Consider the following 14,608-nt stretch of genomic DNA (forward strand, 5'->3'; position numbering starts at 1 on the left):
AATATACCATAAGGGGTATTAAAAAAACAACATAAAAGAGAGAAGCGAGGTTGCTTCTCTCAATGCAAGATACCGAATCGTTTTGCTTCAAATGTAAGTTCTTCCCGGAAGGACGGATGAGCGATTTGAATTAATGCTTTTGCTCGTTGCGACAATGATTTGCCGTGAAGGCGTGCGATTCCATATTCCGTTACGATGTTATCGACATCATTTTTAGATGTCGTCACGACGGATCCCGGTGTCAAATGAAGTTTAATTCGTGAGATCGTATCGTCTTTTGCAGTGGAATGCATGCAGACATATCCTTTTCCATGCTTCGCCAAGCGAACTCCGCGGGCAAAATCCGCTTGTCCGCCTGTTGATGAATAATAACTGCCCCCGACCGTTTCTGAAGCGCACTGTCCGTATAAATCCACTTCCGTTGTGGCATTGATGGAAACGATATGAGGTTCCTTCGCAATTTCATATGGATCATTTACCATACGAACCGGTAAAAATTCCACAGATGAATTGTCATGCAGAAAATCATAGAGACGCTGCGACCCGAAGGCGAACGTCGTAACAATTTTGCCTTGATGGGTTGATTTCCGCATGCCATCCACTGCACCCGCCTCGACGAGATCCACAATGCCATCCGTCAGCATTTCGGTATGAATTCCGAGATGACGGCGGTCTTTCAGCATTTTCATAACAGCGTTCGGAATGGCCCCAATTCCTATCTGCAAGGTGTCGCCGTCCTTTATATCATCCGTAATGTACTGGGCAATTTTTATGTCTTTCTCCGTAACAACAGGAATCCGCTCTTCCGTCAACGGCCGATTGTTTTCAATATATCCGGCCACTTGGCTGATATGAATCTGGTTACGTCCGAATGTGCGGGGCATGTATTGGTTCACTTCCAGCACAATGGGCACTTTCCCGATGAAATCAGCGACATAATCCGCTTGTGTGCCGAGGGAGAAATAGCCATGCCGGTCCATCGGGGAGGCGGTCGCCAACACCATCGGACGCTTGGCGGTCTTCTCCAGCAAGCGGGACACTTCCTGAAAAACGTTTGGGATCAACTCGACATGTCCTTCCCTGAATGCTTTGCGTGTCGCACCGCTAAGAAAATAGGAAATATGCGATACATGCCCTTTCATTTCTCCATTGATGTATGGGCGCTCCTGCAAGGCGAGCATCTGGTGCACGGTTACATGGTCCAATGATTTATTATTCTCTTCCACTATATCTAAAAGTCGAAACGGCTCGCCATTCGCTAAAGGCAAGATCAGGTCGGTATGTGGTTCAATTAAACGAATAAATTCTTTCTCCTGTAAAATACGGGTCATCGTGTACACTTCCTGGCCTGTTTTCCCCTAGTATAACGTAGCCAGAGTGCCCACTCAACTTGTTGTAAAGTTCCTCGAAATATATAATGAAATTATGAAAAATTTATCAAACGACCAAATTATCCAATTAAATCAGTACAGTGTGTATGCCGAGAAGCCAGACCATCCTGTATTTACATTAGAGGATATCATGGATACCGCTAAAACCGCAGACTGCTTAAAAACCGTGGAAGTTATTAGCGGTAGTCCTAATAGCGTAGTTGCCGCCTCTTTCTTTATGAGAAGATATGGAATGTTTGCCGCGATGCAGCTGACCAACCTGACGATGTATGATGAGATGTGGCAAGGAACGCCGGGCTGTCTAACATTTGGCGCAAAAGTGGAATACGGGAACCGAACGGTCAGCACATATACAGATGAGGCCGATTGGAAGCTGGTGGATCATCGGGAAGAGGCCATTCGTTTTCTTCTTGTTCAAGCCAATGACTTAATTCAGCAAATCCGTGAAGCCGTGGCCGTTTCACCACTCACCTTATGGGAGAACATCTTCGGTTTCCTTTTGTGGCAATATCACGTCATGTTAAATCATCCTGCAACCGCATCAGAGGCACGTCATGACTTGAACATCTTAAAAGACGATCAAACCTGGGCAGGCATCGCACCCTTCTCACGCTTTGCAAAATACTTAAACGGCAGCGAACCGTCTGCCCTGTTGAATACAACTGTCCGGACGACCTGTTGCTTCTCTAAAGATGTCCCCGGCCTCATTCAATGTGGGTTTTGCCCGTTAAAATGAAAAATGGAGACTCCTCAAGAGAAGAAGAGTCTCCAATCTAATCAAGTTTGCCGATATGCTGAATAACTATGCTTCAAAGAATATAGAAGACCGAGCGTGGCGGCACTATAAAAGAAGCCCATAAAAATACCAGCAGACAAATTGCCACGATGACTTATAAAAATAGAGAGGATCAAGGCAGACACGGTAGCAACTGTAGATAACCATGAAGAAGGCACTTTAAAGAACCACTTGGCTGCGAGCACAACGAGTAAAATAACCGGTACTGCCCATATGGCGTCCCAAATATTCGTATGGATGATCGGATATTCGTTCATCATTTGTCATCAGTCCTTTTTTATCCATAGGATAGCCGAGTCGACTCACTTTATGCATGAAGGAGGAAATAAAATGATGTGCCACGGACATGTTGTAAAAGGAAATGGTATCGATTCGGAAACACGCTGTATCCATTATCATTCCCCGCTCGACATCATCGCCATAAAATTTTATTGCTGTGATACGTATTACCCTTGTTTTGATTGCCATGAAGAGTCAGGCTGCGGCAATCCAGCTGTATGGCCAGCTGACCAGTTCGATGAGAAGGCTGTTCTGTGCGGCGAGTGTGGGTATGAATTGACAGTAAATGAATATAAAGTCTGCCTATCGATGTGTCCAAACTGCGCAGCAAAGTTCAACCCTGGCTGCGGACTGCATTGGGAACTGTATTTTGAATAAAACGTTCGGAGGAGCAGCATTTAGTCACTGCTCCTCCTCATGCACTTTTACAAATACCGTGCCAAATAACTGTTCTCCAATGTACGCATCCAACTTCCACATGCCACTTTTCGGCAGTGACATATTCGATGGAGCATGCCGGTCCGCTCCATTGTTCGGTCCACCAAGACCTGTTTCCAATACAACGATGGCATCTTGATCCTTTTCATGTGTACCGATTACTTTCAAATCTCCATCCAGTTCATCATCCGCACCCCAAAAATGCCACATATACTTTTGGACTTTATCCGGATAAAAACGTAATAATTCAGAGTCGTCATATATGAAACCTATGCGTCCTTCTTCACCGATCAGGGTAAAATTATCGCTCGTAAACAAAGCACTCTCTTCCCAAGCATCTTCACTATTCTCTGCCTCGTCGGTCACCCCATCATTTTTGGTTTCACCAGATGATTTCGTGCAGCCGGCTATGATAAAGGCAAGGAGAAGAGAAATCAATAGTAGATTGGTTTTTTTATTCATACTAAATACCTCCGTTTCATTTAAACTTCTATTTTCACGTCAATGAATCGGTTCTTCTGTTTCCCTTGTTATCATCCATCTTTCGTTGATGAGCTCCCAATTTTCGATGGTAAAAAGCCTCGCTGTGACTTCTTCATCTTTAACAAGTAGCATTTCATAGAAAACGACGGCTTGCTCGGCATCCCTCAGTCGGATGACCCGGTTTTCAAACTTCTTTGTTGCACCGATAAAGTGGCTGACGGACTGCTTCATGCCATCAATGGACTGTTGTTTAGAAAATATTATTGGTTGACTCGTGCCGGGTTGAAAGAAAGCCACATAATAGTCATCGGTCATTCTATCAAGCCGAGAGGTGTCACCCGTTTTCATTGCGTCGTTCCAAGAAACAATGAAGTCATCATGCATTTTTGTAAACTCACTCAATCGTTTTTGTAATTGTTCCATTTCCCATTCCCCTTTATTTTCCCGTTACAAGTCTCTTATATTTCACTTATTCGCCACTCTCTCTTGAAAACCTTTTTAACTAGGCACGCACTTGGGAAGAGCGCCGGTTTTGCTTCCGCTCATAAAAGTGGTGAACACTTATGGAGACAAGCAACAAGCTGATCAACGCGGAATCGATTATTCGTACAATAATAATGCCAAAGGACTCAATTGAAACCGCGTCAATGAGATACCATAAACCAAACAAAAGTAGTGATAACAACGCGATTTGACCCCAATATAGCCATTTTTGTTTTGGTTCTGTGTCAAGGCTCCTCCCATACTTCGCTGTCCGAATGTACAGATAGCTGATAATCGCAAAGATGCCAACCAGCGTGCCCCCGTGTTGAAGGAACTTAAAGACTGGAATTTCAAAATCTAAAACAGGAACCCGATACGTGAGGATTGAAAAGTTCCTCACCATAAAGCCGCCTGCATGGGTGAAAGAATCCCACACCACATGAGTGAGCATTCCAAATAAGGCAGAATAGAAAAAGACGCAAATCTTCAAGAAACGAGTCGAGCTAGTTTTTGGAGAATAGGTGTCCTGCAAAGCCGAAGGCAGATGCCTAAATAACGTTTCGTGTATACATGCCTGGTAAATCAAATAAACGATCATCACAATGGGTAGATTAAAAACTAGAAATCCCCATAAAGTATGGCCAATCTCACCATACGGCCTGCCACGCAAAAAATACTCAAAATCCGGCGACATGCTCCCCAAAACCATCGCTAAAAAATTCACATATTGACTCTTTCTCGAAAAAGGCAAGATGACTGCAGGATGAGCGAAGGTCAGCGGCATTTATTTCACTCCTAAATGGTAATAGCGATAAACAATTTCTTACTTTTATTGTAGCATAATCCTTCAATGCGACTCTGATGAGCAATAGTATTAGTGATTATTCGTTGAGAACATAGCATTTATAGCAGCTCTCAACGAGTAACTCTATCTTACCAACGTACAAAAACAAGCCGCCATAAAATCAGTAATACTGATCCTATGACGGCTCTTACGTTTTAAGCTATGTTTGCAAAGATTGGTCTATCTTCGAGACAGTATTCGTTCAATGTAATAGGTTGAAGCATCTACCTAAACCCTGTCTACACATTCTTCGTAGCCGCCCGTCGGATTTCCTTCCGCCGTTCGTAGATGTTCAATACGATCACTTTGATGACGGCGTAAACCGGAATGGCAACGATAATGCCGACAAAACCTGCGATGTTACCAGCCGCCAATATGATAGTGATAACAGTGAGTGGATGGATGTCGAGTGTTTTGCCCATGACATTCGGCGTAATAAGATTGCTGTCGATCTGCTGGGCGATAAGTGTAACGAGCCCCACCCAGATCACCATTTTAGGATCATCCAAGTAGCCGATCACAAGAGCCGGTGCTACGGCAATCCAAGGCCCAATAAATGGAATCAAATTCATGAAGAGCGCAAACATGGCCAGCAAGAGTGCATATTCCAATCCAATCAGCTTATAGCCGATAAAGATAAGCGTCGCCAAGATAGCACTAATCAAAAATTGGCCTTGGATATACGAACGCAATACGTTGTCAATATCGCTCAATGTCTTTTTAATCCACTCACGGCGCTCACCGGAGAACAAATTGTAAATCCGCGGCGCAAATTTCTCGTGGTCCTTCAGCATGAAAATGAAGAAGAATGGCACTAGGATTAACAGGAAGACCGCTTGGAAGAAGGACTGCAGGAATTGGACAATCCATTTTCCGAACTTCACAGCAATCGATTGCAAGGAATTGACCGCACTTTCAAGTGAGGTTTTCAACTGTGGTGGTAATTCATCCCGTTGATCCCAGATCGTTTCCCCAATTTCATTGATCTCTTTTGTCAATGCCGGTGCATTTTCAACCAGCGTATTCACCTGTTTCGTCACAACCGGCCCGACAATGGAGACGAATACCCAAAGTAGCAATACCAATCCGACAATGATAATAAGGATACTTCCCCACCGGGGCACCTTTCGTTCCTCCAGCTTGCGCTGAATCGGTTCCGTCATGTAATACAGGACGCCGCCGAGCAGCAGGGGCAGGATGATCGCTTTAATAATAATGACGATCGGTGCAAAGATAAAGCTAATTTCCATGAAGTATTTGATAATCAGTATGGCGAGCAGCGTGCCCACTCCTACTTGGAACCATAATTTTTTCGTCAATGTCTCACTTCCTTTACCGTCTATTTCTTTTGTTTAAGTATACGGTTTAATACGTCTACTGTCGAAAAGAAGTTTCATTTCCAATCAAAAACGGGAACAAAGCATCTCCTTGAGATCGCTTTGCTCCCGTTTACTATATTACTTGTTTAGTTCCACGACAATCTCTTCAAGCGTGAACTCTTCCCGGCCTTTTCCTTCCTTCGTCGGAATGCTGATTGTCGTTTCTCCGTCTTTCGTAATTTCAACGCCACCATGATTTTCAGGCGTATATTCCCATAGATTGACGGTAGGTGTGATGTATAGTTTCGTTGCCTTCGGATCCAATTTTTTGAATGTTTTACTCCAGCTCATATTCCCTTCGATATCTCCAGAGCCGCCATTTATGTCGCCCGGATACATATTGCCCAAATCATCCTTTATTTCAATGTCAGCATCCATGCCGTGCCATTTTTCACTTACTTCTTTCGATACTAGCTGATCATAATAAACGATGAAGGACATTGGCGTCACGGTGATCTTTTCAATTTCCACCTCGACACCACCCTGCTGTACGCTTTGATTGACGACCTGCACATTGTTGTCTGATGCCTGAAGGGTGAGTGCAAAATTCCAATGCCCTTTTATTTTCTCATCCGACTGTTCCGTTGTAATTCCGTCCACTTTCCATTTCACCTTGACCGTATCAAGTTCATTCGTCCCGAGGTTGCTGCCCGTTATTAATCCGACATACTGGCGATCTCCCACTTTCGCCAGTTGATTGGAGCCTCCCATCCCTTCGGCTCCCTTTATATCTAGAAAGTCATTAATCCACGGATCGTCCCCTAAGTCTTTCTCCGATTCAATCGTGTATGTTAACGAGACCGTTTTCCCATCGTAAATTGCATCATTCAATGTAATCTTTACGCCATTGCTTTCCCTCGTCATGTTGATCGCCCTAGAATAGGCCTGATAGTCATCATATAAACCGGTTTTCCCATTGTCCAAAAACCGGAAAATATCGCCGATAACCGGAATATTCCCTGCATAGGCTGGAAATGCCAAGCCAATCGTCTTAACGGAAAGCCCGCATACCGCAACCGCTGCCGCCGCTTTCATCTTCCAGCTTTTCCTTTTTCTTTTTCCAATCAATCGATTCACCTCTTTTTTCACTTTCGCCCTGTCGAATTCCGTCACGTCCACCTCTTCAAATTCGGTATCATCCAGATCTAGTTCATATAACAACTCATAAATCGATTTATTTTTCACAATGCATGGCCTCCTGGATTCAATTTCAACGCTTTTTCCGAAAGCTTCTTTTTGCCGCGGTATACCCGGTTGTCGATGGCGGTCCTGCTTAATCCAAGCTTTTCGGAGATCGCATCCGTCTTGTATCCTAAAAAGAACTTCATAATGAAAATCTGCCGATCGATCGGCTCAAGCTGGTTGATGAGCCGAATCAAATCCTTCTCGTCTTCCTTGTCCATCAGTTGCTCTTCGACAGACCGCTCTGCGTTCATCTCCATCTGGTCCGAAGAAATTTCCTTTTGGTTCGTTGCTTTCCGGTAATAGTCAATCGCCCTGAACTTTGCGACTGCGCAAATCCATTTCCTGAAATCAATTCCGTCCCCTTCAAACTTTTTTGCATTATGCCAAACAGAAAGAAAAATATCATTGACGCACTCATCGATCATGCCCTGATTCCCCACTGGGCCAAGCACCTTCTGTGCAACCCCTTTTACCAAAGGCAAATACTGATCAATGACAAATTCCAGCGCATCCTCTTTCCCTTTTTTCAGTCGCCTAATAAAATTGTCACTCGTAGATTTCATATGCAATCTCCTTCAACGTCGTAAAAGCCTTTACACTCTATACAACGTACCAGAAATTTTTTTCTCGCGCGCTTTTTGATTTTAAGCAAAATTGAACTAGAAAAGACGACTAACCTGCATTCTCTTACACCACTTTCGTACCGTTCGGTTAACTGATTCATAAAGCAGGATACTACAGCAGGATATCCATCTGGTCGGATGCCTTGCCACAGACATGGATCGGACACTTCGTCTGCTTCGCTCCCTAAGAGTAATAAGACATTGAACCTTCACTCTGACATAAAAACTGCACCTCCAATTAATGACTAATTAGAGGTGCAGTTTTTATAGCATCTTATACAATTAATTCGGTCTAAAAACTTTGTCCCACAATTAATTTCCACTTATTTTTTTCCTTCTTAACAGGAAATTTCAACTCTAGTTCCCCATCAACATCTACCACTGAAATTGTTGCTTCAAATTCAGTTGGACTTATGGCTGAAATTCCAATAATTCGTGTTTCCGAGATTTCAGAATTAATATCCAGGTATTCTTTCATCTGTTCTTTTTTGTCAGGGAACCTTATGTCATCCGACAGTTTAACTAAGGTTGACAAATCATTATTTTCCAAGGCTTTCAGGTAATTTTGTAATAGTTTCTCCACCTCCATTTCTGGAGTAAATGTTGCTTTCGTTGAACAGCCGATTAGGAGTAATAGAAGTAGTAATCCTATTAAGGATTTTTTACCCACTCGTTTTCACCTCTCCATCCAAAATATAATACAATTTTCTAACTATTATAATACCATAAATTTGGAATAAACCCCATGCTAGCCGTACATAAAAACTCCCGACGTAATCAAAAGTCGGGAGCTTGGTATTAAAGATACGATAATGATACTTTCAAATTAGCATTCCGCTCACGAATCGCATCGAGCAGCACTTGGTCACGCGTATCCACTTTGCTGCGGATGGAAAATGTATAAAGGATCATTGTGCCAAGATTCGTCGTTTCCACTTGGCGCAGTTGATGGAACTCTGTCATGTCGTTCAAGATATCCTCAAACAGCTCCTCATGATTCAGGTTCTCCGGAACGGTCACTTTCAAGATTTGCGTGTCCTTCCCTTTTCCATAATCAAACTTGAATAGCAAGTAAAAGACGAGACTTGCAAAGAAAGTAAGGACGATTGCCAGTTCGAATTGATACAAGCCGGCAGTCATACCGACGCATAATCCAAAAAATATGTATGCGATGTCTTTAGCGTTCGTGACAGCACTACGAAAACGGATTAAGGAAAAAATGGCGAATAACCCGAAGGCAACCCCTGCATTGTCACTGACGACGTTCATGACAACTGAGACGACAACGCTCATCATGACAATTGTATGGACGAACGACTGAGAATACCGTTCTCCGTTAAATGTTGCCTTGTAAACTTGAGTGATGACCAAGCTAAGAATTGTGGCTAATACCATGGCGACAAGGCTCATCCAGATGGAATGATCGCCTGCCATTCCGTTAAATGAAAACAAGTTGTTGATCTGATTCATCTTCCATTCCTCCAATAGTTGTCTGTTCTTTTGTTGTTTGCGGTACTACTACCTCATGCAGCATCTCGGTACTCGTGCAAAACTTCGAAGCGCTCCGCTGCTCACATTCGAGCCCCTGCAAAATACGCGCCAGCCAAAGCGGCACACTATGCTCCACCTTCACTTCAAGTACGACGAGATCCGGATCAATAAAATGATCGCCGTACGGTCCATGCTCCAGGGCTAAATCCTCTTTCCGGCAACGCAAATTAAAATCGAATGTCATTCTCAAATCTGCGTTGTCAACTCCATGTAGCGCATGCCGATCGTAACTGACGACCATTTCCGGTTCTAGATGATAGAAACGCCGGAAATAATCAATTTCCTTTAGCACTTGGCCATTCGTCGATTCATAATCGGCCGGATCTGGGTCCTTCTCGCCCAAATAACGGTATGCTTCCTGAAGAGGCATGAGCAAGCGTCTTTTATTCACAACCTTGTTGTGCTTCTGCTTCACTTCAAAAAACGCAGTGCTCGACAGCGTTGCGTCGTCATACACCCGCAGCCGAAGCTTTTGACGATATTTCAGCTTGTTCTTCGTCTCGTAATAAATGGAATGCTCCCGGTTGTCGAAATACAAGCTCGTCACCGTATATCGCCCGTCCGTTCCATTCTTGTCATTCCGCATACGAGGACCCATCTCCTCAATGAGCTGCTCATACTGCTTGCGGGTAATCAAATACTTCTGTTCCTTGCGGCAGAAAATCTCAATTGCCATGGAACCGCCTCCTTCTTTCAACAACCTCTCTTTTAAGTTCTTTTATCCTAATCCTTTCAAATTGGATCTTGCTGTGAACTAGATTAGAGATTGGTGAGAAAGGTTGGGCGAAATAAAAAAACGATTGCTGGTGAGCAATCGCCTTTCCTCTATTTATTTTAATCGAAGAATCATCCCTGTTCCCGATGGATCAGCTGTCACGTAATGAGAGCCTGCTTGTTTGACTTCCTTATTCAACCCACGAATTTGATTCACCGCGTCATTCAAAGTCTGGTCGTCCGGATAGATGAGCGTAAACGAATGCAAGCCCGCACTGTTTTTTGAAGGCTGCGGCGCCCCCTTGCCATTCCACGTGTTCAGGGCGATATGATGGTGATAGTTGCCCGTCGACATGAACACGGCATTCGGGTAATGGCTGACAGTCGCGAAGCCGAGCGCCCGGTAGAACGCTTCCGCCTCCTCTACGTCCGCAACATGCAGGTGAATATGCCCCATGACAGTTCCAGCAGGAAGCCCCTCCCAAGGACCGTCCACTTCTGCCACAATGCTTTGAGCGTCGAGTGGATCTGTCGTCATGGAGACGAGTCCGTTGCCCCATTCCCATTCTGCCGGATCCCGGTCACAATAGATTTCGATGCCATTGCCATCCGGGTCGGATAAATAGAGAGCTTCACTCACTTTATGGTCAGACGCGCCAAGCGGGATGCCGCAGTTAGATAAATGAATCAGTACTTTGCCAAGATCTGCACGCGTCGGTAGCAGGAGTGCAAAATGGTACAACCCCGATTTGCGGGATTCCTTCGGCTTTACGCCTTCAGGTTGCTCAATGATCAACAGCGGTGTCGTTCCATCTGCTGTGAGGATAATGCTTGTTGGCCCCTGTTCCAAGACGTTGAACCCAATGACCTCCGTATAAAACTTGAGAGAGCGTTCCAAATCCGTTACGAATAAATGCACTTCGCCTGTATATGTGAAAGGTGATATATGAAAGTTCATTGTCAATTCCTCCAGGTAAGTTACTTACTTTATGTAACTAACTTTATATGATATACTTATTATTGTCAACAAGATAAGAACTTATAGGAAAGGAACATACCTATGAATGAATTTGAATTATGCCCTCGATTCGAAAAAGCAGTCGGGCTGTTGAGCCAGCGGTGGACAGCCTTAATTTTATACCAGCTGATGGCCGGTCCCCAGCGCTTCTGTACGATGACCGAGAAACTCGGCGTAAACGGCAAAACATTAACCGAGCGATTAAAAGAATTGGAGCAGCAAGGGTTTGTCATTCGCGCAGTCTATCCGGAGACTCCGGTACGGATTGAATATTCATTAACAGAAAAAGGGATGGCTTTGACGCCGATTATGAAGGCAATTGAAGAATGGTCGCAGCAGTGGATGTAACTTTGATAATTAAACTGAAGTACCCGAAATGGCCGCAATCGTTTGTTTCGGGTACTTGCCCACCAGAAACTGCTCTCAGTCTGCTCATTGAAGAAATTAAAAAGACACATAAAAAAAAGACTCCACTAGTGAAGTCTCGTAAGCGTGAAGCAATTAAAGAAATTGCAATTCTTTTTGGATATAGGCCGATCGAGCTTCGATAAATTTTAGAATATAGTCCGGCTCTTGATCAAAGCGATTCAAGCCTCTTTTTTTATAGGGGTCGAGTTGAACATGCGGCCGAATCTGCTCATGCATCGTTTGTATTTTAGGTTTTAAATAATCTACTGTAAATTGATTCTGTAAGATATTCACCATCAAGTCCTTATATTGGGTACGAAAAGTTTTACAATCGAGGATGCGGGCTGTCAATGTATTAAAACCTTCAATACGTAAATAATCACTTTCCATCTCTTCCCCATTCACATCCCTGCCCCATGTTGCATCGTAATCCCAAGGAATGATTTCATATTGACCCGTCTGTCTGCGCTGATACAGCGCATAGTTATGAACAAAACCATCAAAGTTTTGTGTACATACAACCCCCGCAAGCCAGCGCAAATAAGCATCGATATTCACATACTTCATGATAGTCCCTTCAAACTCATCCCGTGGAATGGTATTGATATGAATAATCGTTTCTCGCAAACAATCCTCATCTTCCTTTGTCCCGTGTATTTGCTCATATCCTTTTAATAGCGATTTTTTTACTTGCTTATCCAGGTCACTCACTAATGAAAAATTAGCATCCCCGTCCACCGCATAAAATATTGGCCCTTCCGGCAACTTTCGATTAGCGAGAAAGTTTTCGTCCACTGATTCCAATTCCAAATAGACACCTTCGTTTTTCCCATTTAGTTTTAAGGAAACAAAACGAGCTTGAGGCGCCAAGCAGCCGATGTCATGAAAGAAGTCGAATGATAGTTTATTTCTTAACAACGAGGGATCCTTAAATTCCGCATTCAAATGAATAACTTTTGCGTTTCGAAACTTGGGAGGGCTGTAGAAGGATACTTGATAAGATTTCTTTTTGAAATCACGGATGTGGGATCCGCGATACGCAATATCCACTTCATACTTTTTCCCATTAATCGTTAGCTTGGCAGGGACAGAATCATCTATCCAAATATCTCTCCTCAATTCCATGATGTCTAGAGGGTGAATAAATAGCTGGTATTCCTGTAACTTCTCGATCTACACCACTCCTTTGCTCGTTATTCCATTTCTATGCTGAATTGATGATAAGGTGTGCACTTCACTCTGTTCCCTCCAAAAAACGAGCGTATGGTAGATAGGAGGGCGGAATGCGTTCAAAGCTATAGTTTTTGCGTGTTTCACCTCAGCCAAGCGGGAAGGGGGTGTTGATATATGTCACTCTTTTTTGAGGAAGAAATTCGAAGAGCCATGGGAAGAGCAAATCAACTGGGATTGAATGACTTTATGTTTCAGGATCCTACGAGTAACCGGCACCGTACAAGCAGACGACGTCGCACGTCTCGAAAAAATCGCAGAACAAGCCGAGTTCGTCGCACATCTCGATTTGGATGCTGTGGGCAAAGAGTAAGAGCTACATCCAGGAATCAACGGCGCACAAGCAGAATGCGTGTCACTTCACGGAACCGTCGCCGCACGAGCAGAATGCGCGTCACTTCTCGGAACCGTCGCCGCACAAGCAGAATGCGCGTCACTTCTCGGAACCGCCGCCGCACAAGCAGAATGCGCGTCAATTCACGGAACCGTCGCCGCACGAGCAGGATGCGCGTCACTTCTCGAAACCGTCGCCGCACAAGCAGAATGCGCGTCACTTCTCGAAACCGTCGCCGCACAAGCAGGATGAATGTCACATCTCGAGCAAGATGTTGCGGACAAAGAAGAAGAGTCAGAGTTACATCAAGAAGGCGTATAACCTCTAGTAATCATCAACTTACAAACAGAAGTAATGAAAACTTCAACATACGACCTAATTGCAGAAACCGAGCCACTTGTCGCAATCGATGGTTTTAATCATTATATAGTTTTAAAGCATAGCAATAATAAGTTGCTTAGCCCCCCCAATCCGGATATTGGACAAATGAGTGAAACATTGTCCTTTCCGGTTTTTTTGTGTGTTTAATCATCTCAAAGACAATATGGAAAATATAGTATATAATCATATGTAGTGATATAGGACGAAATGAATACGAAGAAAACTGCTACTATATGGAGTGAGTAGATTGAATAGCCAATCGTTTTTAATCGGTTTTATTCTTGCTTATGTATGTCTCTGTATTCCATCTATGTTAGGCATAATTATTTGCTGGGCTCCAGAAGTTACGTTTTTGCAGAAAATCAAAGGGTATGTGGTTACGATGCTCCTTGATAATTTTGTGAATAAATTTTCCTTTTCTATCCTCTGGGGTATGATTTGCAGTTTTATATTTTCACGCTACAGGCGCAATCAGTTGAGTTATTAGAAAAAGACCGATCACGCAATCGGTCTTTTTCTCTTTTACGATTTTACTTGGAAGTACCCTCTGCAAAAAACGGAGTTCTTTGGTTTAATTGCAATCAAAACGGAATTATAAATGTCTGCAGCGGAAATGATGGCGTTGATCCAGCTAACAAATAATAGGATGGATTTCAAATCCTCCGATACATAGAACGACAAAACGGCAGGCACGATCGTCAATCCAATAAAGGGCAAGGTCATAAATATCCAAAATCTCGGCTTGGATAGAACGGCATTGGTATGCAGCCAAAAAAATATGCCGCTAAATGTTAAGCTTATGTCCCCTTCTTTGTATACGACCAAGATGTGCAGACATTCGTGGATGATGAAGACAAGGATGCTTATGGCAATGAGAAAGTAGATCTTCTGATGAGTGAATTGTGCTCCAAAAAAATTCGGTAATAAAAATAGGATGACCTGAAGCAGATAGACAAACTTCATATAATGTTTTCGATACCAATCGTTTTGAATGAAAGGAGTCCATTCTGCCAAATTCATATGTATGTGTGGTAAGTGACGAAACCATATGATGAAAGCAATCTTCCCCTC

General features: G+C 43.5%; 17 protein-coding genes. 3 read left to right on the forward strand and 14 right to left on the reverse strand.

What is annotated here, in order from left to right:
- Positions 1-59: 59 nt before the first annotated feature.
- Positions 60-1,331: an acetyl-CoA hydrolase/transferase family protein gene (locus NCCP2222_RS11270; protein WP_248512415.1), complete on the reverse strand. Its 1,272-nt coding sequence runs from the start codon at positions 1,329-1,331 to the stop codon at positions 60-62.
- A gap of 94 nt (positions 1,332-1,425) precedes the next feature.
- Between NCCP2222_RS11270 and NCCP2222_RS11275 the strand changes: the two genes are divergently transcribed.
- A complete protein-coding gene (locus tag NCCP2222_RS11275; protein ID WP_248512416.1) occupies positions 1,426-2,127 on the forward strand; it encodes a hypothetical protein in 702 nt (233 codons plus the stop codon).
- Between the two features lie 41 nt (positions 2,128-2,168).
- Here NCCP2222_RS11275 and NCCP2222_RS11280 read toward each other — a convergent pair whose 3' ends face one another.
- Positions 2,169-2,447 carry a hypothetical protein gene (locus tag NCCP2222_RS11280; RefSeq protein ID WP_309295957.1) on the reverse strand — a complete coding sequence of 93 codons (279 nt, stop codon included), beginning with the start codon at positions 2,445-2,447 and terminating at the stop codon, positions 2,169-2,171.
- A gap of 70 nt (positions 2,448-2,517) precedes the next feature.
- On the opposite strand from NCCP2222_RS11280, the gene NCCP2222_RS11285 reads away from it, so the two are divergent.
- Entirely contained in the window at positions 2,518-2,844 is a 327-nt protein-coding gene (locus NCCP2222_RS11285; RefSeq protein WP_248512417.1) for a CHY zinc finger protein, read from the forward strand.
- A 24-nt stretch (positions 2,845-2,868) separates the two neighbouring features.
- Here the strand turns inward: NCCP2222_RS11285 and NCCP2222_RS11290 are convergent, their stop codons facing one another.
- The 10 genes from NCCP2222_RS11290 to NCCP2222_RS11335 all read right to left on the reverse strand — a co-directional run bounded on the left by NCCP2222_RS11290 (position 2,869) and on the right by NCCP2222_RS11335 (position 11,124).
- Positions 2,869-3,366 (reverse strand): DUF4871 domain-containing protein, encoded by a 498-nt coding sequence (locus NCCP2222_RS11290; RefSeq protein ID WP_248512418.1) that lies wholly within the window; start codon positions 3,364-3,366, stop codon positions 2,869-2,871.
- Positions 3,367-3,405: 39 nt separating this feature from the next.
- Positions 3,406-3,810, reverse strand: a complete 405-nt coding sequence (locus NCCP2222_RS11295) for a hypothetical protein (protein ID WP_248512421.1) — start codon at positions 3,808-3,810, stop codon at positions 3,406-3,408.
- A gap of 79 nt (positions 3,811-3,889) precedes the next feature.
- A complete protein-coding gene (locus NCCP2222_RS11300; RefSeq protein ID WP_248512423.1) occupies positions 3,890-4,654 on the reverse strand; it encodes a DUF4184 family protein in 765 nt (254 codons plus the stop codon).
- Between the two features lie 299 nt (positions 4,655-4,953).
- Entirely contained in the window at positions 4,954-6,033 is a 1,080-nt protein-coding gene (locus NCCP2222_RS11305) for an AI-2E family transporter (RefSeq protein WP_248512425.1), read from the reverse strand.
- Positions 6,034-6,171: 138 nt separating this feature from the next.
- Positions 6,172-7,278, reverse strand: a complete 1,107-nt coding sequence (locus NCCP2222_RS11310) for a DUF4179 domain-containing protein (RefSeq protein WP_248512427.1) — start codon at positions 7,276-7,278, stop codon at positions 6,172-6,174.
- The gene (locus NCCP2222_RS11315) at positions 7,275-7,841 is read right to left on the reverse strand and encodes a sigma-70 family RNA polymerase sigma factor (RefSeq protein WP_248512429.1); all 567 of its coding nucleotides are present in this window, start codon (positions 7,839-7,841) and stop codon (positions 7,275-7,277) included. Before NCCP2222_RS11315 ends, NCCP2222_RS11310 begins: the two co-directional genes overlap by 4 nt.
- Before the next feature lie 352 nt (positions 7,842-8,193).
- Positions 8,194-8,571, reverse strand: coding sequence for a hypothetical protein (locus NCCP2222_RS11320; protein ID WP_248512431.1), 378 nt, complete (start codon positions 8,569-8,571; stop codon positions 8,194-8,196).
- Between the two features lie 128 nt (positions 8,572-8,699).
- Positions 8,700-9,371 carry a DUF4956 domain-containing protein gene (locus NCCP2222_RS11325; RefSeq protein WP_248512433.1) on the reverse strand — a complete coding sequence of 224 codons (672 nt, stop codon included), beginning with the start codon at positions 9,369-9,371 and terminating at the stop codon, positions 8,700-8,702.
- Entirely contained in the window at positions 9,340-10,128 is a 789-nt protein-coding gene (locus NCCP2222_RS11330; RefSeq protein ID WP_248512434.1) for a polyphosphate polymerase domain-containing protein, read from the reverse strand. Before NCCP2222_RS11330 ends, NCCP2222_RS11325 begins: the two co-directional genes overlap by 32 nt.
- A 153-nt stretch (positions 10,129-10,281) precedes the next feature.
- On the reverse strand, positions 10,282-11,124 hold the full coding sequence (locus NCCP2222_RS11335; RefSeq protein ID WP_248512435.1) for a VOC family protein: 843 nt from the start codon (positions 11,122-11,124) through the stop codon (positions 10,282-10,284).
- A gap of 102 nt (positions 11,125-11,226) precedes the next feature.
- On the opposite strand from NCCP2222_RS11335, the gene NCCP2222_RS11340 reads away from it, so the two are divergent.
- A complete protein-coding gene (locus NCCP2222_RS11340) occupies positions 11,227-11,532 on the forward strand; it encodes a winged helix-turn-helix transcriptional regulator (RefSeq protein WP_248512436.1) in 306 nt (101 codons plus the stop codon).
- Between the two features lie 153 nt (positions 11,533-11,685).
- On the opposite strand, the gene NCCP2222_RS11345 is transcribed toward NCCP2222_RS11340, so the two are convergent.
- The gene (locus tag NCCP2222_RS11345) at positions 11,686-12,717 is read right to left on the reverse strand and encodes a CotH kinase family protein (protein WP_248512437.1); all 1,032 of its coding nucleotides are present in this window, start codon (positions 12,715-12,717) and stop codon (positions 11,686-11,688) included.
- 1,342 nt (positions 12,718-14,059) lie between these two features.
- Positions 14,060-14,599, reverse strand: coding sequence for a DUF3267 domain-containing protein (locus NCCP2222_RS11350; RefSeq protein ID WP_248512556.1), 540 nt, complete (start codon positions 14,597-14,599; stop codon positions 14,060-14,062).
- Positions 14,600-14,608: the final 9 nt, after the last annotated feature.

The organism is Sporosarcina sp. NCCP-2222, assembly GCF_023168145.1.
Classification (GTDB): domain Bacteria; phylum Bacillota; class Bacilli; order Bacillales_A; family Planococcaceae; genus Sporosarcina.

Bases quoted from the DNA above. Each gene is read 5' to 3' on its own strand.
- NCCP2222_RS11335 (WP_248512435.1), bottom strand. From the start codon at position 11,124: ATGAACTTTCATATATCACCTTTCACATATACAGGCGAAGTGCATTTA.
- NCCP2222_RS11290 (WP_248512418.1), bottom strand. From the start codon at position 3,366: ATGAATAAAAAAACCAATCTACTATTGATTTCTCTTCTCCTTGCCTTT.
- NCCP2222_RS11300 (WP_248512423.1), bottom strand. From the start codon at position 4,654: ATGCCGCTGACCTTCGCTCATCCTGCAGTCATCTTGCCTTTTTCGAGA.
- NCCP2222_RS11275 (WP_248512416.1), top strand. From the start codon at position 1,426: ATGAAAAATTTATCAAACGACCAAATTATCCAATTAAATCAGTACAGT.
- NCCP2222_RS11340 (WP_248512436.1), top strand. From the start codon at position 11,227: ATGAATGAATTTGAATTATGCCCTCGATTCGAAAAAGCAGTCGGGCTG.
- NCCP2222_RS11270 (WP_248512415.1), bottom strand. From the start codon at position 1,331: ATGACCCGTATTTTACAGGAGAAAGAATTTATTCGTTTAATTGAACCA.
- NCCP2222_RS11330 (WP_248512434.1), bottom strand. From the start codon at position 10,128: ATGGCAATTGAGATTTTCTGCCGCAAGGAACAGAAGTATTTGATTACC.
- NCCP2222_RS11345 (WP_248512437.1), bottom strand. From the start codon at position 12,717: ATGGAATTGAGGAGAGATATTTGGATAGATGATTCTGTCCCTGCCAAG.
- NCCP2222_RS11315 (WP_248512429.1), bottom strand. From the start codon at position 7,841: ATGAAATCTACGAGTGACAATTTTATTAGGCGACTGAAAAAAGGGAAA.
- NCCP2222_RS11295 (WP_248512421.1), bottom strand. From the start codon at position 3,810: ATGGAACAATTACAAAAACGATTGAGTGAGTTTACAAAAATGCATGAT.
- NCCP2222_RS11325 (WP_248512433.1), bottom strand. From the start codon at position 9,371: ATGAATCAGATCAACAACTTGTTTTCATTTAACGGAATGGCAGGCGAT.
- NCCP2222_RS11280 (WP_309295957.1), bottom strand. From the start codon at position 2,447: ATGATGAACGAATATCCGATCATCCATACGAATATTTGGGACGCCATA.
- NCCP2222_RS11285 (WP_248512417.1), top strand. From the start codon at position 2,518: ATGATGTGCCACGGACATGTTGTAAAAGGAAATGGTATCGATTCGGAA.